Origin of the sequence: Cupriavidus laharis (assembly GCF_914271435.1) — a bacterium.
Taxonomy (GTDB): Bacteria; Pseudomonadota; Gammaproteobacteria; order Burkholderiales; family Burkholderiaceae; genus Cupriavidus; species Cupriavidus laharis.
Genome location: NZ_CAJZAI010000003.1, coordinates 412,172 through 431,696 on the forward strand (window position 1 = coordinate 412,172; position 19,525 = coordinate 431,696).

A 19,525-nucleotide genomic window follows, 5' to 3' on the forward strand; every position below is an offset into this window, starting at 1 on the left:
CCGCGCGGCAGTTGCCGCTGCTGGCACGGTGTGACGCAGACGTTTACGGCAAAGGCGCGATGCGCCTTTGCCGGCGCGGGGGTTTCATTTTGTTGCAAACCTTGCGTGATCGAAACGTGACTTTTTCGTCTCGAATTGTTAAGGTTTGTCGCACATCGCAACCAAGCGAGACCGGGCCCGAGGCTCGGTTTTTTCGCGCCTCGAGCCAGACGCGGCCACGCCAGGTCTGTCTCTTGCTTGGTGGGCCGCAGAGCTGTCCCCCAGGTCGTCCGTCATTCCGGCTGCAAGAGCCGGTCGCACCGTCCACGCTTCCAATCTGGGCATTCATGTCATCAAACGCCACGCCACGCCTGTCCGAAACATCGCCTGCACGGCACTCCGTCCGTGTGCGCTGTCGCGGGGTGTCGGCCAGGGTGCGCGTACGGATGGCCCGGTGGCTGGGCGGCAGCGCGCTCGCCGTGCTTGCCATGGCGGCGCACGCCTTCGATTTCGATACCGTCGCGGCACGGGCGCGGCAACTGGCGGCCTCTCCGTACAAGGCACTGCCGCAGAACCTGCCGCGTGAACTGCGCGAGCTGTCCTACGAGCAGTACCGCGAGATCGAGTACAAGCCGGAGCGCTTTGCGTGGCGCAATGCGCGCCTGCCGTTCGAGCTGTCGTTCTTCCACGAGGGCATGGTTTTCGACCAGCCTGTGCGCATCCACGAAGTGGTCGGCGGCAGCGTGCGCGAATTCCGCTTCGATCCGGCTGCGTTCAACTACGGTCCGCACAAGGTCGATGCTGCGCGGCTGAAGGGCCTGGGCTTTGCCGGCTTCCGCGTGCTGTACCCGCTCAACCAGGGCAAGCGCAAGGATGAACTGGCTTCGTTCCTGGGCGCGAGCTATTTCCGCGCGCTGGGCAAGGACCAGTGGTACGGGCTGTCCGCGCGCGGACTGGCCGTGGATACCGCGCTCAATTCGGGCGAGGAGTTCCCGCGTTTTGTTGAATACTGGATCGAGCGGCCCTCTGCCTCGGACAAGCAACTGACGATCTACGCGCTGATGGATTCGCGCCGTGTGAGCGGCGCCTATCGCTTCGTCATCAAGCCCGGCGAAGAAACGTCGATGGAGGTCAAGTCCCGCCTGTTCCTGCGCGAGAATGTGACCAAGCTCGGCCTGGCGCCGCTGACCAGCATGTACCTGTTCGGCGAGAACCAGCCGCCGTCGCAGTCTGACTTCCGCCCGGAAGTGCATGACTCCGACGGGCTTTCGATCCATCTCGGTACCGGGGAATGGGTATGGCGTCCGCTGGTCAATCCCAAGCGCCTGCTGGTGACGTCGTTTGCCGCCACCAATCCGCAGGGCTTCGGGCTGATGCAGCGTGACCGCAGCTTCGCGAACTACCAGGAGATCGGCGCGTGGTATGAGCGGCGGCCGAGCGGCTGGGTGGAGCCGCGCGGGAACTGGGGCTCGGGCAGGGTGGAGCTGGTCCAGATTCCGACGCCCGACGAGACCAACGACAACATCGTGGCGTACTGGGTGCCCGACAACCCGCCCAAGCCCAGGCAGCCGTTCGATTACGAATACCGCCTGCTGTGGCAGAAGGATGGCGAGCAGATGCCGCCGCTGTCGTGGGTCACGCAGACGCGCCTGGGGCAGGGCCTCACGCGCAAGCAGGAGGACACCAGCTTCTCGCTGGCGGTGGATTTCGAAGGCCCGGCCTTCCGCAAGCTGCCGGCCGATGTACGCATCGACCCGGTGGTGTCGGCAGACGCCAACGCCGAACTGCTGAAAACGTCGGTGCAGCGCAATGACGCCACCGGCGGCTGGCGCATGACCATGGTGATGCGCCGCAAGGATGTCAACAAGCCGGTTGAGTTGCGCGGCTATCTTCGCAACGGCAATACAACCTTATCCGAGACGTGGAGCTACATCTTACCCCCAGGCTAAAGCAGCGACAGGCCCAGGCGGCGGCATGCGAGCGCTATGTCGACCGCCTGCCCGTATCCTCTGAATTACGCACTGAACTGCTGGCCGACCCGCCTCCGCCCGGTACCGCCGGCATCGCTATCGATCCGCGCGATGCCCAGGCTGCGATCGAGCAACTGCAGTCCAGACTGTCGGCGCGCGAACCCGCGAGGGATGAATCCCCGGCGCCCGGCGGACCGACCTACGCCTCGGTCGCGCGACGTTTCTCGCTGGCCTACGGCAATCCGCAAGTCGCCGGCGAACCGTTGCTGAAGCGCAGACCCGACGGCACCGTCCATGTGGACACCGGCCCCGAGCCGGAGCGCAGTTCCATGGTGCCACGCCAGTGGCCGCCGCATATCGTCACCGGCTGGCTGGGCAATACCTGGCGCCGCATGCTGGGCCGCCCGCCGATCCCGGAGACGTGGGACACCTTGCACGATGGTCCCGATGCCGAAGGCAAGTGGCACCCCGCTGGTTCGCACCGGCGCTGGTTCCTGCTGGGACTGGTGGTCGCGCAGACCGCGCTGGCCACATACTTCATGACCAAGGTGCTGCCATACCATGGCGCCGATCCGCTCGAGATCGCAATCCTGGTCCTGTTCGCGGTACTGTTCTCGTGGGTGTCGGCCGGCTTCTGGACCGCCATGATGGGCTTCCTTGTCCTGGCAAAGGGCGGCGACCGGCACCTGATCTCGCGCTCCGCCGCGCCGGATGCCCCGCTCGCGCCCGACGCGCGCACGGCGGTCATCATGCCGATCTGCAATGAGGACGTGACACGCGTCTTCGCCGGCCTGCGCGCGACCTACGAATCGCTCGCGCGTACGGGCCATCTTGCCAACTTTGATTTCATCGTGCTGTCCGACAGCGGCAATCCGGACCTGCGCACGGCGGAGGCCGATGCGTGGATGGAAGTGTGCCGCGCGGTGGGCGGTTTCGGGCGGATCTTCTATCGCTGGCGCCGTCACCGGGTCAAGCGCAAGACCGGCAACGTGGCCGACTTCTGCCGCCGCTGGGGCAGCAAGTACCGCTACATGGTAGTCCTCGATGCCGACAGCGTGATGAGCGGCGATTGCCTGGCCACGCTGGTGCGGCTTATGGAGGCGAATCCGGGTGCCGGCATCATCCAGACCGCACCGCTGGCAGTGGGGCGCGAAACCCTCTATGCGCGCGTGCAGCAGTTCGCCACGCGCGTGTACGGCCCGCTGTTCACGGCCGGCCTGCATTACTGGCAACTGGGCGAATCGCACTACTGGGGCCACAACGCGATCATCCGCGTCAGGCCCTTCATGGAACACTGCGCGCTGGCGCCATTGCCTGGCCGTGGGCCGCTTTCGGGCGAGATCCTGTCGCACGACTTCGTCGAGGCTGCGCTGATGCGCCGCGCGGGCTGGGGCGTGTGGATTGCATATGACCTGCCCGGTTCGTACGAAGAGTTGCCGCCGAACCTGCTCGACGAGGTCAAGCGCGACCGCCGCTGGTGCCAGGGCAACCTGATGAATTTCCGGCTGTGGATGAAGCAGGGCTTCCACGTGGTGCACCGTGCCGTGTTCCTGACCGGCATCATGGCCTACCTGTCGGCACCGCTGTGGTTCCTGTTCCTGCTGTTGTCGACGGCGATGCTGGCCCGCCATGCGCTCGTGCCGCCCGAGTATTTCACGCAGCCCTACCAGTTGTTCCCGACCTGGCCCGAATGGCACCCGGAAAAGGCCCTTGCGCTGTTCTCCGCCACCGCCACGCTGCTGTTCCTGCCCAAGGTGGCCAGCGTGCTGCTGCTGGTGCGGCATGCACGCCAGTACGGTGGCTTGCCGCGCCTGGTGCTGAGCATGCTGATCGAGGTCGTGCTGTCTGCCTTGCTGGCGCCGACCCGGATGCTGTTCCACACCAAGTTCGTGGTGGCGGCCTACAGCGGCTGGGGGATTTCATGGAAATCGCCGCCGCGCGAAGATGCCGAGACCACGTGGGGTGAAGCCTTGCGCCGGCATGGTTCGCACACGCTGCTTGGGCTTGCGTGGGGTGCGCTGGTGTACTGGCTGAATCCGTCCTACGTGCTGTGGCTGCTGCCGATCGTAGGCTCGCTGGCGTTGTCGATTCCGCTGTCGGTCATGCTGTCGCGGGTCTCGTTCGGCCGGGCATCGCGTGAGGCAGGGCTGTTCATGATTCCCGAGGAAGCCATGCCGCCACGGGAAATCGTCGAAACGCAGCAGCACGTGGAGCAAGTGGCCGAGACGCCGGACTTCGTCGATGCCGTGGTCGACCCGGTCACCAACGCGCTGATGTGCGCGACTGCATCGGCGCGTGTCGTACAACCCCGATCCACGAAGGAGCGCCATGCGGCACTGGTGCAGCACGCGCTGACCGGCGGCCCGCGCGCGCTGACGGCATCGCAGCGGCATATCCTGCTGGGCGATCCGTTCGCGTTGTCAAAGCTGCATGAACTCGTCTGGGGATCGCCGTTGGCCGATGCGGGGTGGAAGGACATCCGCCTGCTGGTCCGGCGCGCGCCGAACGTGCTGCCGCTGCGTGCGCGTGGTGCCTGAGCGGGCAGGGGCGTGGTGCCGCCGCGTCCCGGGTGCGGATGCCCGCAGTGGCCCTCAGCGCAAGGCAGAGGTGCAGATCGGCGCGTTGATGTAGACGTCGCCGACGCGGCGTTCGCCGCGGTCGTTCCGTGTCATGTAGCGGAACATCATGCTGACGCCAAGCTTGGTCAGGATTTCCACGTCGCGGTTGGCGCAGATATTGCGCTGCAGCGGCGCCGCGTAATTGACCTCGAAGCTTGCAAGGTCGAGCATGGGCCCGCGGTAGTTGGTCAGCTCGAGCTGGAACAGCACGTGTTTGCCCGGCGTCGACTGGCAGCGCCGCAGGCGGGTTTCCCCATCGATCTCGATCGGCAGTGCGTCGTTGAGCTGCCGGCACGCCCGCGCCAGCACGCCGTCGGGACGACTGGTGTTGCGCAGCAGTTCGGGCACGCCGGCCGCGCCGGTATTCTGTCCGGTCGCAGCACCCTTGAGCATGCGGGCCAGCGCATCGGCTTCATCGAATACTGGCGCGGGCGCCGAGGCGGGCGGCGTGCGCAGCTGTGCCGGGGCGCTTTGCACTGGCCACGGCAGCAGCAGTGCAGCCGCGAGAGCGGCTGAGCCAAGCGAAGCGGTGAGCGGCGTGTGTCGTATTCTCATGCAGGATAACGTTGCCGGGGCAAACCTGTCGCCCATCTCTGCGCGGCGGCCGGTCTGTCGCGTAGACAACGCCGGCAGGCTCGCATTGTACCCTCCACCCCCATTCGCGTGAAAGCGGCGCCACACGGAAATACGCGGGCAACCGCATGACACTGTTCCTTGTGCGCTTGTGCCATGCAAACTGTCAACGAGGCCAATACTGTCAAGATTAGGATATTTGCCGAACCCGACGTTGGCGGGGCATGCAATGTCCCGGCGCAGCCCGGCGGCAAATATCGTAGACATCGGACCTTTGTCATTCCAGCCAGATTTGTCATGCTGTGCAACAATTCGCGGTCTGGCGGCTGCCTGAGATGCACTGCCGCCGCTGGCACGGACTCCCCGGACTGACACTGATGCCCCAATCCTCCGGCAGCCAAAAGGCTGCGCGTTTTCCCGCTTGGCTGCTGATCTGCGCCTCGCTGACCGCCATTGCGCCGCTGTCGATCGACATGTACTTGCCCAGCTTTCCCGCGCTGGCCGCGGACCTGCGCGTGGATATCGGGCAGGTTCAGTTGACGCTGGGCACGTTCCTGGTGGGGCTGGCACTGGGGCAGGCGTTCTATGGCCCGATCAGCGACCGTTTCGGGCGCAAGCCGCCGCTGTACGTCGGCCTGGGCGTGTACGCGCTGGCGGCGGCGGGTTGCGCCATGGCGCGCAGCGTCGAGTCGCTGATGCTCTGGCGTTTCCTGCAGGCGCTCGGCGGTTGTGCAGGCATGGTGATGGCCCGCGCGGTGATCCGCGACCGGCTCGAAGCCCACGAATCGGCCCGGGCATTCTCGTCGCTGATGCTGGTGATGGGGCTGGCTCCGATCCTGGCGCCGATCATTGGCGGCGCCATCCTCGGCGCGTTGGGCTGGCGTGCCATCTTCTGGTTGCTGATGCTTGCGGGCGTGCTGATCCTGGCGCTGGTGCACTTCCGCATGGAAGAGTCGCTGCCGCGTGAACGCGCCGCGCGGCTGCATCCCGGCGCCGTTGCGGCAAGCTATGCCGGACTGCTGCGCGACCGCGAGTTCCTGGGCTATTCACTGTCAGCGGGGTTCGGGCAGGCCGGCATGTTCGCCTATATCGCCGGATCGCCGTTTGTGCTGATCGAACTGCACGGCATCGATCCGTCGCACTATGGCTTTGTCTTCGGTGCCAATGCGCTCGGGTTGATCGCCATGTCGCAGGTGAATGCCCGGCTGGTGCAAGGCCACCCGCTGGACTTCGTGCTCGGCCGCGCGCTGCTCGCACCCTGCGCCGCGGGCTTGATGCTGGCTGCTGCGGCGCTTGCCGGCATACTGGTGTTGCCGGTGCTGCTGGCCGGTTTCTTTGTCTTTATCGGTGCGCTGGGCTGTATCACGCCCAATGCCTCGGCGCTGGCGCTGACGCACCAGGGGTATCGCGCTGGTACTGCCTCGGCGCTGATGGGGACATTGCAGTTTTCGCTCGGCACTGCGGCCGGCGCTGCCGTAAGCCTCTGGCACGACGGCACGGCCTTGCCGCTGGCGGTGGTGATGGCCGCCTGCGGCGTGGGCGCGGTAGCCCTGCGCGCCTGGGCGCAAGCAGGGGCGTCAGCGAGTGCTGTTGCCTGACGCTCAGGCCGCGGCGTTCTTTACGACCACCATCTGCGCCGGCATGGGCGCGGCATAGCCGGCCTGGCCGAAGCTCTCGCGGATGAGGCGATTGGTATCGAAGTACACCTGCCAGTAGTGGTCGTTGTGGCAGTACGGGCGTACCGCCAGGACGGGCCCGACCAGCGTGAATTCCAGGATCTCTACGTCGACCGGGGGATCGGCCAGGACATTTGGAATCGCGCCGATACGCTCCTTGAGCAAAGCGACTGCGGCGGCCGCGTCGGTGCTGCCCGCAAGCTGGGCCTTCAACTCGACGCGGCGGAACGGGTTGACGCTGAAATTCTGGATCGTGTCCGAAAAGATCTTGTTGTTGCCGACTACCGTCAGGATGTTGTCCGGCGTGTCGAGCGTCGTCGCGAACAGGCCGATCTCCCGCACCGTCCCGGTGACACCGCCGATGGTCACGAAGTCCCCGACCTTGAACGGCCGCAGCACCACCAGGAAGGCGCCGGCCGCGAAGTTGGCCATCAGGCCCGACCACGCCATGCCGATGGCCACGCCGGCCGCGGCGATCAACGCGGCAAAGGTGGTGGTCTGGATGCCGAAGTAGCCGAGGATACCGATTACCAGGACCACGTTCAGTGCGACCGTCACGATCGAGCCGACATAGCGCAGCAGCGTCGGATCCACCTGCTGCTTGCCCAGCGCGTTCTGGACCATGCGAACCACGACATGGATCAGCCAGCGGCCGATGATCCAGAAGGCCAGCGCGGCCAGGATCTTGACTCCGAACTCCGTGGCATAGGCCACGACCACGGTCTGGAACTTCTCCAACGTTGACGCATCCATCGGCATTCCCCTGGTCTGTTGGCCGGCAAATTGCCGGCAAGAAACGAAGAACTGCGAAGACTGTCTGGTAAATCCTGCACGCTGGTGCGGCGCAGGACGGCGGGCACGGCAATTATTGCCATGCCGTCTGGGGAAGTTCAAGAAAAGAATTGTCAGGAACACGCGCATGCGCGCGCGTGTTCCCGCAGGGACTTACCAGTTTGTTTCGCGCTCTGGCGTGGCCGAGATGCGGTGCAGGGTCAGGTCGGCGCCGTTGAATTCGGCCTCCGCATCCAGGCGGATGCCCACCAGTTTCTTGAGCGTGCCATATACGATCGTGCCGCCCGCGACGGCGATCACGATGCCAAGCAGCGTGCCGATCAGCTGCGCTCCCAGCGAAACGCCGCCGATCCCGCCGAGCGCGTGCGTGCCGAAGATACCGGCCGCAATACCGCCCCAGGCGCCGCACAGACCATGCAGCGGCCAGACGCCGAGCACATCATCGATGTGCCATTTGTTCTGCGCGAGGGTGAACAGGTGAACGAACAGCACGCCTGCCACGGCGCCGGTGACGAGCGCACCGAGCGGGTGCATCAGGTCCGAGCCGGCGCAGACTGCCACCAGGCCCGCCAGCGGGCCGTTATAGGCGAAGCCCGGGTCGTTGCGGCCGGCCCACCAGGCCGCCAGCGTGCCGCCGGCCATGGCCATCAGCGAATTGATGGCAACCAGGCCGCTGATCTTGTCCACGGTCTGGGCGCTCATGACATTGAAGCCGAACCAGCCGACCGCCAGCACCCATGCACCCAATGCCAGGAACGGGATGTTCGAGGGCGGATGCGCGCTGATGCGGCCGTCCTTCTGGTAACGGCCCCGGCGTGCGCCGAGTAGCAGCACCGCGGGCAATGCAATCCAGCCGCCTACCGCGTGGACCACCACCGACCCGGCGAAATCATGGAATGGGGTGCCGGTCAGGTGTGTGATCCAGTCCTGGATACCGAAGCGCTGATTCCAGGCAATGCCTTCGAAGAATGGATAGACAAAGCCTACCAGGACGAACGTCGCAAGCAATTGCGGATTGAAGCGGGATCGTTCGGCAATGCCGCCCGAGATAATCGCCGGAATGGCCGCGGCAAATGTCGCGAGGAAAAAGAACTTGACCAGTTCGTAGCCGCTTTTTTGTGCCAGCGTATCGGCGCCGGACATGAATTGCACGCCGTAGGCGACGGTGTAGCCGATAAAGAAGTACGCAATGGTGGAAACCGCGAAGTCCACCAGAATCTTCACCAGGGCATTGACCTGGTTTTTCTTGCGCACCGTGCCCAGCTCCAGGAAGGCGAAGCCGGCGTGCATGGCAAGCACCATGATTGCGCCAAGCAGGATGAACATGGCGTCGGTGCCAGTCTTCCAATTGTCCATAGGTCCCTCATGCTCAAAATGGGAGCATGGGTACGCAAAAAGTATTCCAGCGCCGGCTGCATGCTGGTGCGAGGTGCACCGACATGGTGGCATTCGCACCGGATTGCCGCCAGGCGGGCTGAATCTGCGATTGCAGCGTGGTGCAGACAGCCTATCTCACTCAGTGCGGGCCGGTCGGCGTGCGCCACAATGATGCAGCGGCAAAGCATCGGCATGAACCGTGACGGTGCATTGCACCATTAATGGGAATGTCGGGTGCGGCACGGCAGGGTGGCCGTCGCCGGCGGACTGGCGGGCGCAGGCAACGTGCGCTCCATGCAGAAAGGGCACGGGGAAAACAGCGGGAACAGAGGGGGAAATCGCCCGCTAACCGGCCTCAAGCAAGGATTTCCGGGTTTTTTCGTTGCATTGGTGCCACTGGGGATTGCCCAAGGCGCGAAGGGCAGATTAGACTGCGCCGATCGATGCAATTGCCTGCTGGCAGATACATCGGTGACGACGACCAACAAGGGAAATCAGCCATGAATAAAGGTGAACTGGTATCGGCCATCGCCGCGGAAGCAGAACTGAGCAACGCCGCAGCCGAGCGTGCGCTCAACGCAGCGCTGGACAGTATCAAGAAGGCAGTGGCAAAGGGTGATTCGGTAACGCTGGTGGGTTTTGGCAGCTTCAGCTCTGGCAAACGCGCCGCCCGCACGGGCCGCAATCCGCGCACCGGCGAAACGATCAAGATCCCGGCCGCCAAGACCGTGAAGTTTTCTGCTGGACAAGGTTTCAAGGACGCCGTGAACAAGAAGAAGTAAGCTGTCTGCGTCCGGACTAGCGAGAGAGCGGCCTGTCGGGCCGCTTTTTTATTCGCGGCGCTGTTGTCCGGTGCCCGGCGGGTGGCGCTCCGGCCATTTCGCGGTGCTGCGCCGCGCCCGCCCCGGTGCCCCCGAGCGCCGGTTTACGGGTTACACTGCCGCGCCTCGGCCCCCGCAACCTGCATCACCATCATGAACGACCAGTCCCACCAGCTTTCCATGACCGTGCTGATGACGCCGGACATGGCCAACTTCTCCGGCAACGTGCACGGCGGCACCATCCTCAAGTACCTGGATATGGTCGCCTATGCCTGTGCCAGCCGTTACGCAGGCCGATATGTGGTCACGCTGTCGGTGGACCAGGTGGTGTTCCGCCAGCCCATTCACGTCGGTGAACTGGTGACTTTCCTGGCCTCGGTGAACTACACCGGGCGCAGCTCCATGGAAATCGGCATCAAGGTGGTGACCGAGAATATCCGCAGCAAGCTGGTGCGCCACACCAATAGCTGCTACTTCACGATGGTGGCCGTCGACGACAACGGCGCGCCGGCCGAAGTGCCGCCGCTGGAGCCGCGCGACGAAGTCGAGCGCCAGCGCTTTGCCGCGGCCCAGCAGCGCCGCGCACTGCGCCAGGAGATGGAAAAGCGGCACGACGCCATCAAGGTGTCCGGGAGCTGACCGGGCCATGGCGCGTATTCTTTCCCTGCTCGCCGGCGCTTGCCTGGCGGTGGCTGGCGCCCATGCGCTGGCCGAGGAAATCGGCAGCGTCAACACCAATTTCCGCATGACCGGCTCGGACAAGGTGGTCATCGAAGCGTATGACGACCCGATGGTGCCGGGCGTGACCTGCTACGTGTCACGTGCACGCACGGGCGGCATCAAGGGGGCGCTGGGCATGGCGGAAGACCCGCCGGAGGCGTCGATCGCATGCCGGCAAGTGGGTCCGATCTCGTTCAAGGGGCCGCTGCGCCAGCAGGACGACGTGTTCTCGGAACGCATGTCGATCCTGTTCAAGACCTTGCACGTGATCCGAGCCATCGACCGCAAGCGCAATACGCTGGTCTACCTGACGTACTCCGACCGCATCGTCAGCGGCAGCCCGCAGAACAGCGTGACGGCCGTGCCGGTGCCGGCTGACACTGCCATTCCGGTCAAGTAGCTGCCTGACTGTCCGACTGCCGGGCCCGGGTCATGCGTCTGGCTCGAACAGCTTGCGCAAGTTCGACTTCAGGATCTTGCCGTTCGCATTGCGCGGCAGCAGGCCGGGCAGGACGATGATCCGTACCGGCACCTTGAACGCCGCCAGCCGCTCCGCGACAAATCCGCGCAACGCGTCTTCGGTGGCGTGCATGCCGGGCTTCAGACTGACCACGGCGCCAGGCTCTTCGCCCAGCGTCTTGTGCGGGATGCCGACCAATGCGGCATCCATGACCGCCGGGTGCTCGTAGAGCGTGCTTTCTACCTCGATGCAGTAGATATTCTCGCCGCCGCGGATGAGCATGTCCTTCATCCGGTCGACGATATAGAGGTAACCCTCGTCGTCGAGCCTGGCGATATCGCCGGTGCGCAGCCAGCCATCCGAAAAGGTCTGCGCGGTGGCTTCAGGTTTGTTCCAGTAGCCACGAACCACATTTGCGCCGCGTACCATCAGCTCGCCGGCTTCGCCGACCGGCAGCGGGTGTCCGCGGCCATCCACGATCTTCATTTCGCCGATCGGCAGGGCCGGACCGCTGCTGTCCGGCCGCGTGACGTACTCTTCCGCGCTGTGGCTCGTGAACGTGGCGGACGTTTCGGTCATGCCCCAGCCAATGCCTGGCGCTGACTGCGGAATGGTTTCGCCGATGCGGCGCACGAGTTCCGGCGAGGCCGGCGCGCCGCCATAGCTGATGCTTTCCAGCGAAGAAAGATCGAAGCGTTCGCGTTCCGGATGCTCCAGGAGTTGCCAGGCGATGGTGGGCACGCCGCCAGCCGTGGTGCAACGTTCACGCTCGATCAGTTCGAGCGCGCGCAACGCATCCCAGCGGTGCATCAGCACGATCTTGCCGCCAGTCGCCAGCGCGCTGTTCAGCACGGCCATGCAGCCCGTCACGTGGAAGAACGGCACAGACAGCAGCGCGGCTTTCTGCGGCGCGGCGGGATCCGGCGCGGGAATCGGCTCGCCGCGGCGCAGCAGGTTGCGCAGCGGGCCGAACAGGCTTGCCACGGCGACGCTGGTGGCATTGCGATGCGTGCCGAGCGCGCCCTTGGGTTTGCCGGTAGTGCCCGAGGTATAGAAGATCGTCGCGTCGTCTTCTGGCGTGATGTCCACGTCGGGCAGCGTCAATTCGGGCAGCGTTGCCCACGCAGTGGAAGGGCCGGTCACGCTTTCCAGTGGCACGACCCGCGCGTCGCCATCGGGCGAGCCCGCGCGCGACACGTAGACGCGTTCCAGCGCGGGGCAGTTGGGCAGGTGGCCGGCGAGTCGGTCCAGCCGTTCCGCATCGATAATGGCTATGCGGCTGCCTGAGTCGACCAGGCCATATTCGAGCTCGGCACCGGTCCACCACGCATTGAGCGGCGTGACGACGGCGCCGGTCAGCAGGGCACCATAGAACGCCACGGGCCATTCGGGCAGGTTGCGCATGGCAACCGCTACCCGGTCGCCGGGGCGGATGCCGTCGCGCATGAGTGCCTGCGCGAGATGCAGTGCCGCACGCCGGAAGGCGGCATAGCTGACACGCTCGTCTTCGTAGACCACGAAGGTGCGTTCGCTGAAGGCCTGCGTGGCCTGGAACAGGTCGCGCAGCGTGGGTGGCGCGTTCTTCCAGACAGTGGTGGGAATGCCGCGAACGACGCGCGTCTCCGTTTCGAACGGGGCGCCAGGCGCGGTAAGACGGGCGTGGGCCTCGGCCAGCGAAATGGCTGGCCAGTTGCCGGCTGGCTGGAAGTTGCTCGACATGACTGCCTCCCGGACTGCAATGCAGGTGGAGGATGGCTTGCTGCGCCATCCTTGAGGGAAATGCAGGGAAATACGGAAAATGCGGCAAACAGCGGGAAAGGCCGGCAAGGCGGCGGCGCCGCCTTGCGTCAGGGCATCAGATCGTGACGCCGCCGTCGACGACCATGGCCTGGCCTGTCATGAAGCTGCTGGCGGCGGAGGCCAGGAAGACGGCCGCGCCGGCGATCTCGACCGGCTCGCCGATGCGGCGCAGCGGGGCGCCCTGGGTGGATTGCTTGTAGCGCTCGGGGTCTTCCCACAGTGCACGTGCGAAGTCGGTCTTGATCAGTCCCGGCGCAATGCAGTTCACGCGCACGTTGTGCGGTCCGAATTCCACGGCGAGGTTGCGGGCAAGCTGGAAGTCGGCGGCCTTCGAGATGTTGTACACGCCGATGGTCGGCGAGCCGCGCAGGCCGCCGATGGACGAGACGATGATGATCGAGCCGTCCTTGCGCTCGATCATCTGCGGCGCCACCATCTGGATCAGCCAGTGGTTCGAGATGACGTTGTTGTCCAGCACCTTGCGGAACTGCTCGTCGGACACGCCGCTCATCGGGCCGTAGTAAGGGTTTGACGCGGCATTGCAGACGAGGACGTCGATCTTGCCGAAGGCGCGGTTGGTTTCATCCACGAGACGCTGCAGGTCGTCCTTGGACGAGATGTTGGCCGGAACGGCAATCGCGGTGCCGGCGCCGTGGCGCGCGTTGATGGCGTCAACGACGTCCTGGCACGCTTCGATCTTGCGCGACGAGATGACCACTTTGGCACCCTGGACCGCCAGCTGCTCCGCGATGGCGCGGCCGATGCCGCGCGATGAGCCGGTCACGATCGCGACCTTGCCCGACAAATCGAACAATGACATGGAGTCTCCTGATATCGGGGCGGCCCGCTCCGGGCCTGCCTGTGTTCAGTTGGACAGCGCCCCTTGGGGCCTGCCGGGACATTATGGTTGGGCCCTTTGGCCCAGTCCACTGGCAAGCCCCCGCCTGCGGGTCCATATCAGTATTCTTTCTGCGGGCAATGCGCGGCGTGCATGGGGGCGTGTAGCAGGGGCGGAGCCGTATTCAGGGGCGCAGCAGCGTGGGCAGCACACGCCCGAGCCCGTCGCGCGTGTCGGCGTCCAGTTCCAACTGGAAGCGGTTGGCGAGCGCATCGATGACATCGTCGGCCGAGGCCAGCGCCTGCCGCCGCAAGGTGCCGTCGGTGCTGCGCTCGGCCAGTTCGCCGTTGGCAAGGGTCAGGCGCAAGTCGCCGTCGGTGCGGGCTGCCATCAGGCGCTGCGTGAAATGGCTGTCGGGGTGCGTGCTGAGGTACCAGTTGCGCGGGATGAAATCGATCCACGGCTGCGGCGACAGGTCGAAGCGGTAGACCTTGAGCCAGCCCTCCGCGCCGCGCACTTCCAGGTCCTGGCAATGGAATGCATTGGGCATGGCGTCTTCCTGCGCCGCGACCAGGCGGTACGGGAATGACGTTGCGGCCGGTGCCGACAGCGGCAGGGCCCGGAAAGGCGTGGGACCGCCAAAACCCACATCGGCAAGATAGCTGCGATGCGCCACTTCCACGCGCAGCAGCATGTGCGAAGCCATGGTCTGCACGGTTTCGGCCACGCCCCAGCGTACGCGTGCGGCAAGCGGCGTCACGGTGTAGCCCAGCGCCGCCAGCGCGGCGGCCAGCAGCGTGTTGAGCTCGAAGCAATACCCGCCACGCCTGCGCGTGACGAGCTTGTCGAAGACGGCGTCAATGTCGATCCGTACCGGGCGGCCCAGCAGCGGGTCGATGTTCTCGAACGGGATGCTGGTGAGTTGCGCCGCGATCAGCGTGTCCAGCGCTTCCAGCGTCGGAGACGGCGGGGAGTCGATGCCCAGGCGAGCAAGATAGGCGTCCAGGCGGGAGGGGGCGAGCATGGTCATGTTGCGTACGGTATTCAGTTGAGCGCTTCGAGCGCGGCCAGGTCCAGCAGTTCGATGCTGCCGTACCGCAGGTGCAGCAGGCCGCGCGATTCGAGCTCGCGCAGTGCCTGGTTGACGGTCTGCCGCGACAGGCCGAGCATCTGAGCAAGCTGTTCCTGCGGAATCCGCACGGTCTGGACAGCGGATGGGTGAGCGGGGGCTGCATCCTGCACAGCGTGAGGCGGGTTGCCATAGCCGCGCGCGATAGCGGCCAGCCGGCGGGCGATGCGCGCGGCCGGCGGCAGCAGTTGCATTTCCTCGACATAGTCGAACACGAGCCGCGTCTTGGCCGCGAGCAGCAAGCCGAACTCGCGCCACCATGCAGGATGCTGCGCGAGCCGGCGTTCCAGGCTCGCGCGAGGGATATGCCACAGCAGCGCGGCGTGCACGGCGCGGGCGTCATGGGTGCGCGGCAGGCCATCGAACAGGCAGATTTCGCCGAACCAGGCGCCGGCTTCCAGCAGGCCGAGCAGTGCCGCCTTGCCGGACTCGCCGGCGGCATCGACCTGCAGGGTTCCGCTGGCTACGCAATAGAGGCCATCGAACGCGTCGCCGCGGGCAAACAGGGCTTCGCCGGCAGAGAGCTGGCGCCATGCGCCATCTTCCAGAAGCGCCTGGCGTAGCGCCTCCGGCAACTGGGGGAACCATGGGCTCGCGCGTAGCGCGGCTTCGGCGTCAGCGCGCGGCGGCGCTGCGTTGCCGCCCGGTGTGCCGCGGGGGATGCCTGACGGGCCGCGCGCGCCGTCGCCCGGGGACTGAGCCATGGCCATGCCGTCTCCTTGTTCTGTTCGGGTTGATACGTACTGCACGGCGCGCCCGACTGTCAAAAATCAGACAGACGCCGCAGGACGTGCCCACTACTATAAATCCACAAGAATCTACAAGACAGCCGAGGCGCCGGCATGCCGCAGCGATCGGATCCGCGCACAAGGAGACGCCCCATGAAAACCCTGGTCGAACACCTGGCCAACTACGCGGCCTATCACCGCGATCACCGCAATGTCGCCACGCATTTCATCGGCATCCCGATGATCGTGCTTGCCGTCGCCACACTGCTGGGGCGGCCCGCCATGCCGTTGGGCGACGGTTCCGCCTATCTCACGCCCGCCATGGTGGTGTATGTGCTGTCGTGCCTGTTCTACCTGCGCTTGTCAGCGGGGTTCGGCGCTGCCATGGCGGTTGTCCTTGCGCTGTTCCTGTACGCCGGAGCCCACCTGGCGGCGTTTCCCACGGGGGCATGGCTTGCTGCCGGCGTAGGGCTGTTCGTCGCCGGCTGGATCATTCAGTTCATCGGCCACTACTATGAGGGCCGCAAGCCTGCGTTCGTCGACGACCTCGTTGGGCTGCTGATCGGACCGCTGTTCCTGGTGGCGGAAACCGCGTTCGCCTGCGGGCTGGCGACGGGTACCCGCGACGCCATGGAGGCGCGCGCGTCCTGACACGGCGGCTTGTATTTTCCTGGCGCCGGTCAGGCCATGCCGGCTGGCAGCCGCAGGCGTGCCGACAGGCCGCCTAGCGTGCTGATGCCCACGCGAGACCTGCACGCAGCGGTCCTGGCTGCCGGCTCGCTGATTGCAGTCCGGCTCGGCGAATAGTCCCTGAAAAAAGGGGCCGGCGAGCCTTGCAGGGGACGAGCACACTTGCGATTTTCTTCCCGCAGAAGATGCGCGACAACGCGAAAGTGGGGGGACGTAGTGCTCCGGCGCGCTTCTGCTGAGGTAAAGCCGCGACAAAATACGGGGTTTTCACGGGGTTTTGGCCCTTGCGCGTATGAAAACCCTTTGACACACGGTTGTTTCCGCTATGATTCAGTGGCGCCGGCAAGGGTACATGCAACGCGAACGCGAAGCCGTCGAACGGCCGGCACTGATCTGTTCAACTCTCGTATATCGATATGGCGACCAAAGCGAAACCGACCGCGAAGACGACTGCAACCAAGCCCGCCGCCAAGAAGGCTGCGGCAACGAAGGCACCCGTGAAGGCTGCCGCCAAGAAGGCCGCGCCGGCCAAGAAGGCTGCTCCGGCTGCCGCGGTGACCCCGCGCCCGCTGAAGGACACCTTCAACAAGTCGAGCCTGGTCGCTCACCTGGTAGCCCAGACCCAGCTGGAAGCCAAGGCCGTGAAGACGGTGCTGGCCCACCTGGAAAACACCATCGTCGGCGCGCTGAACAAGAAGGGCGCTGGCGAATTCACGCTGCCTGGCCTGCTGAAGGTGACGGCGCAACAGGTGCCGGCCAAGAAGAAGCGCTTCGGCAAGGACCCGTTCACCGGTGAAGAGCGCTGGTTCCCGGCCAAGCCGGCCAGCGTCAAGGTGAAGGTCCGCCCGCTGAAGAAGCTGAAGGACGCTGCCGCCTGACCGGCCAGTCGATCCGCATGAGAAAGGAGCCGCTGGTCGGCTCCTTTTTTTGTCGGCGCGGTATTGGCGCCGCCTGGCACGGCAAAGGCCCCGGGCGAGGTAACCAGCGGCGTGTCCGCCAGACTCGCTTTGACTTAACCAAAGTCAAACTGGAGCCGGAGATGGCCGTCTAGAATCCAAAGCGTCATGGGTGCGGGGGCGCTCCCCATGGCAACCGGCTCCCGGTGTCTTCCCGGAAGCCCTGCCCGCTGCCAGAGATGGCTGCGGGCTTTCTTTTTTGTGCGCCGTGCATTGAGCCCGGCACGGCCTCAGCCGCCTACGATCTGCTTGGCGTAGCTGGCGCGCTCCATTTCGCACACCTCGACGCTGATCTGCACGCTCTGTCCTTCGGCAGCGGCCGGGCGAACCGCCTCGGCGATGACGTCGCAGACGGCCTGGCCGAGCGCGCGCCGAACCGCGAGTTCGCGGCCATCCAGGATCGACAGGCGTGCGTGCACGAAGGCGCGCTCCGCGGCCTGCACGCCCTGGCGGAACGTGGACAGCATGATGCAGCGTGACTTGATATCGGCCTCGCCGAATTCGCCGGACGCCAGCAGCGCGGCGTTGGCCTCGTCGAGCAGTTCTTCGGGCGAACAGTTGAGGCGCGTGTTTTCGGTGATTTCGATGACGAGATGAGGCATGGCAGCGTAGGGTGGGGCGGTACAAGCCGGACCGGTGGGGCCGGGACGAGTCGCCATGATACGGGCATTCGGCCGCCTTGCCCCGTTGCCTGAGGTAAGCTTGCATTGGAGCCTCCGGCGTCGGATTTGCCACAAGAACACATATGGAAACCATCAGCTTCGAAATCTTCCTGCGCCTGTTCTGCGGGCTGCTGGCAGGTGCGGTGATCGGTCTGGACCGCAACCTGCGCGGCAAGGCCGCCGGCATGCGCACGCTGGGGCTGGTATCGCTGGGCGCGGCAACGGCGGTATGCCTGGTGACGCAGTCCGGATATCCGATGGACGCGATCTCTCGCGTGCTGCAGGGCCTCCTGACGGGCATCGGCTTCCTGGGCGTGGGCGTGATCGCCCGCCACGGCGTGCACCAGCGCCCGCAGGGGCTGACCACCGCCGCGGCAATCTGGCTGGCAGCTGTCCTGGGCGCTGCGGCGGGCGCGGGCTACTACGCGGTCGGCGGCCTGGCGCTCGTGCTCGGCATGGCCCTGCTATGGATGGGCGGGCGCCTGGAAACGCGGCTGCATCGTGTGCTGGATCCGATCAACGGTGACAAGAATGGCCGTCGCGACAATGGCGACGCGGGAAAGCAGGCCAAACGCGACGATCGCGACGATCGCGACGACGACATCTGGTCGTGAGGCTTCGGCATTGGTGGTCAGTGAACGGTCGTGCCGTGCGCTGTAATTGGCCATTGCCCGGCAGGAATTCTGCTTGAAGGAATCGGGCACCTTGCGCCGCGACAAGGTGCCACCATGATCGCCACCACGCAAACGTGCACAGGAGGCCCCGCCATGAAGCCGATTACCCTGTTTGGCGCGCCGACGGATGTCGGGGCAAGCACCAGAGGCTGCACCATGGGTCCCGAGGCGCTGCGCATTGCCGACATCGTCCCGGCTCTCGCCAGGATGGGGTTGGATGTGCGTGATGCCGGCAATATCGACGGTCCGGTCAATCCTCAGGCGCCACCCGTGCAGGGTTTGCGCCATCTCGATGAGGTGCTGGCCTGGAACCGCGGTGTGTTCGACGCCAGCACGCGCATTCTTGAAGAGGGGAGGATGCCTGTCCTGCTTGGTGGCGACCACTGCATGGCGGTGGGGTCGGTGAGCGCGGTGGCACGCCACTGCCGCCAGGCTGGCCGGAAGCTGGTGGTGCTCTGGCTCGATGCGCACGCCGACGCGAATATCGGGGCCAGCACGCCGACCGGCAACATGCACGGCATGCCGGTGGCCTGCCTGTGCGGCGACGGCCCCGCGCCGCTGACCATGCTTGGCGGCCAGCCCCCGGCGGTGTTGCCGCAGGAAATCCGGCAGGTAGGCATCCGCAGCGTCGACGCGCAGGAGAAGCTGCGGCTGCATGCGCTCGGCCTGAAAGTGTTCGATATGCGCTACATCGATGAGTACGGCATGCGCGAGACCATGGAGCAGGCGCTGTCCGGCATGGACGACGACACGCACCTGCACGTGAGCTTTGACGTGGATTTCATCGATTCAGCCATCGCACCGGGTGTCGGCACGACTGTCCTGGGCGGGCCTACCTATCGCGAGACGCAGCTCTGCATGGAGATGATCGCCGACACGGGGCGGTTGTCGTCGCTGGACGTGATGGAACTCAACCCCGCCTGCGATGTGCGCAATGAGACGGCAAGGCTTGTCGTGGACTTCCTGGAAAGCCTGTTCGGCAAGTCCACGCTGCTGCGGGCGCGCTGACGGCGCCTGGCGGGCAAAGAGCAAGGGACGCCTTGGTGCCCCTTGCTCATCGGC

At 65.6% G+C, this 19,525-nt stretch carries 18 protein-coding genes; 10 read left to right on the forward strand and 8 right to left on the reverse strand.

Annotated elements, in window-relative coordinates:
* Nucleotides 1-326 precede the first annotated feature (326 nt).
* On the forward strand, nt 327-1,928 hold the full coding sequence (locus LDO29_RS09160; RefSeq protein ID WP_290369548.1) for a glucan biosynthesis protein G: 1,602 nt from the start codon (nt 327-329) through the stop codon (nt 1,926-1,928).
* Nucleotides 1,901-4,486 (forward strand): glucans biosynthesis glucosyltransferase MdoH, encoded by a 2,586-nt coding sequence (gene mdoH, locus LDO29_RS09165; RefSeq protein WP_224079470.1) that lies wholly within the window; start codon nt 1,901-1,903, stop codon nt 4,484-4,486. The genes LDO29_RS09160 and mdoH overlap by 28 nt, the downstream gene beginning before the upstream one ends.
* Before the next feature lie 54 nt (nt 4,487-4,540).
* On the opposite strand, the gene LDO29_RS09170 is transcribed toward mdoH, so the two are convergent.
* Nucleotides 4,541-5,122, reverse strand: coding sequence for a hypothetical protein (locus LDO29_RS09170; protein ID WP_224079471.1), 582 nt, complete (start codon nt 5,120-5,122; stop codon nt 4,541-4,543).
* 395 nt (nt 5,123-5,517) lie between these two features.
* On the opposite strand from LDO29_RS09170, the gene LDO29_RS09175 reads away from it, so the two are divergent.
* Nucleotides 5,518-6,738, forward strand: a complete 1,221-nt coding sequence (locus LDO29_RS09175; protein WP_224079472.1) for a Bcr/CflA family multidrug efflux MFS transporter — start codon at nt 5,518-5,520, stop codon at nt 6,736-6,738.
* A 3-nt stretch (nt 6,739-6,741) separates the two neighbouring features.
* Here LDO29_RS09175 and LDO29_RS09180 read toward each other — a convergent pair whose 3' ends face one another.
* Together LDO29_RS09180 and LDO29_RS09185 are read right to left on the reverse strand one after the other, a co-directional pair.
* Nucleotides 6,742-7,569 carry a mechanosensitive ion channel family protein gene (locus LDO29_RS09180; RefSeq protein ID WP_224079473.1) on the reverse strand — a complete coding sequence of 276 codons (828 nt, stop codon included), beginning with the start codon at nt 7,567-7,569 and terminating at the stop codon, nt 6,742-6,744.
* Nucleotides 7,570-7,761: 192 nt separating this feature from the next.
* On the reverse strand, nt 7,762-8,964 hold the full coding sequence (locus tag LDO29_RS09185; protein ID WP_224079474.1) for an ammonium transporter: 1,203 nt from the start codon (nt 8,962-8,964) through the stop codon (nt 7,762-7,764).
* 521 nt (nt 8,965-9,485) lie between these two features.
* On the opposite strand from LDO29_RS09185, the gene LDO29_RS09190 reads away from it, so the two are divergent.
* From LDO29_RS09190 to LDO29_RS09200, 3 genes are all read left to right on the forward strand, one after another.
* Nucleotides 9,486-9,767 carry an HU family DNA-binding protein gene (locus LDO29_RS09190; RefSeq protein WP_008651272.1) on the forward strand — a complete coding sequence of 94 codons (282 nt, stop codon included), beginning with the start codon at nt 9,486-9,488 and terminating at the stop codon, nt 9,765-9,767.
* A gap of 192 nt (nt 9,768-9,959) precedes the next feature.
* Entirely contained in the window at nt 9,960-10,445 is a 486-nt protein-coding gene (locus tag LDO29_RS09195) for an acyl-CoA thioesterase (RefSeq protein ID WP_224079475.1), read from the forward strand.
* Between the two features lie 7 nt (nt 10,446-10,452).
* Nucleotides 10,453-10,926 carry a CreA family protein gene (locus LDO29_RS09200; RefSeq protein ID WP_224079476.1) on the forward strand — a complete coding sequence of 158 codons (474 nt, stop codon included), beginning with the start codon at nt 10,453-10,455 and terminating at the stop codon, nt 10,924-10,926.
* A gap of 30 nt (nt 10,927-10,956) precedes the next feature.
* Here the strand turns inward: LDO29_RS09200 and LDO29_RS09205 are convergent, their stop codons facing one another.
* The 4 genes from LDO29_RS09205 to LDO29_RS09220 form a co-directional block, all read right to left on the reverse strand.
* Nucleotides 10,957-12,705 (reverse strand): class I adenylate-forming enzyme family protein, encoded by a 1,749-nt coding sequence (locus LDO29_RS09205; protein ID WP_224079477.1) that lies wholly within the window; start codon nt 12,703-12,705, stop codon nt 10,957-10,959.
* A 136-nt stretch (nt 12,706-12,841) separates the two neighbouring features.
* A complete protein-coding gene (locus LDO29_RS09210; RefSeq protein ID WP_224079478.1) occupies nt 12,842-13,606 on the reverse strand; it encodes an SDR family oxidoreductase in 765 nt (254 codons plus the stop codon).
* Nucleotides 13,607-13,808: 202 nt separating this feature from the next.
* Nucleotides 13,809-14,654, reverse strand: coding sequence for an arylamine N-acetyltransferase family protein (locus tag LDO29_RS09215; protein ID WP_224079479.1), 846 nt, complete (start codon nt 14,652-14,654; stop codon nt 13,809-13,811).
* A gap of 14 nt (nt 14,655-14,668) precedes the next feature.
* Complete coding sequence (locus LDO29_RS09220; protein ID WP_224079480.1) at nt 14,669-15,463, reverse strand: Crp/Fnr family transcriptional regulator; 795 nt, start codon at nt 15,461-15,463, stop codon at nt 14,669-14,671.
* Nucleotides 15,464-15,634: 171 nt separating this feature from the next.
* On the opposite strand from LDO29_RS09220, the gene LDO29_RS09225 reads away from it, so the two are divergent.
* Nucleotides 15,635-16,132 (forward strand): Mpo1 family 2-hydroxy fatty acid dioxygenase, encoded by a 498-nt coding sequence (locus LDO29_RS09225; RefSeq protein WP_224079481.1) that lies wholly within the window; start codon nt 15,635-15,637, stop codon nt 16,130-16,132.
* 455 nt (nt 16,133-16,587) lie between these two features.
* Nucleotides 16,588-17,049 carry an HU family DNA-binding protein gene (locus LDO29_RS09230; protein ID WP_224079482.1) on the forward strand — a complete coding sequence of 154 codons (462 nt, stop codon included), beginning with the start codon at nt 16,588-16,590 and terminating at the stop codon, nt 17,047-17,049.
* Nucleotides 17,050-17,357: 308 nt separating this feature from the next.
* Here LDO29_RS09230 and LDO29_RS09235 read toward each other — a convergent pair whose 3' ends face one another.
* Nucleotides 17,358-17,729 carry a 5-carboxymethyl-2-hydroxymuconate Delta-isomerase gene (locus LDO29_RS09235; protein ID WP_224079483.1) on the reverse strand — a complete coding sequence of 124 codons (372 nt, stop codon included), beginning with the start codon at nt 17,727-17,729 and terminating at the stop codon, nt 17,358-17,360.
* A gap of 143 nt (nt 17,730-17,872) precedes the next feature.
* Here LDO29_RS09235 and LDO29_RS09240 point away from each other — a divergent pair, with 143 nt between their 5' ends.
* Nucleotides 17,873-18,403, forward strand: a complete 531-nt coding sequence (locus tag LDO29_RS09240; protein WP_224079484.1) for an MgtC/SapB family protein — start codon at nt 17,873-17,875, stop codon at nt 18,401-18,403.
* Between the two features lie 153 nt (nt 18,404-18,556).
* Nucleotides 18,557-19,471, forward strand: coding sequence for an arginase (gene rocF / locus LDO29_RS09245; protein ID WP_224079485.1), 915 nt, complete (start codon nt 18,557-18,559; stop codon nt 19,469-19,471).
* Nucleotides 19,472-19,525: the final 54 nt, after the last annotated feature.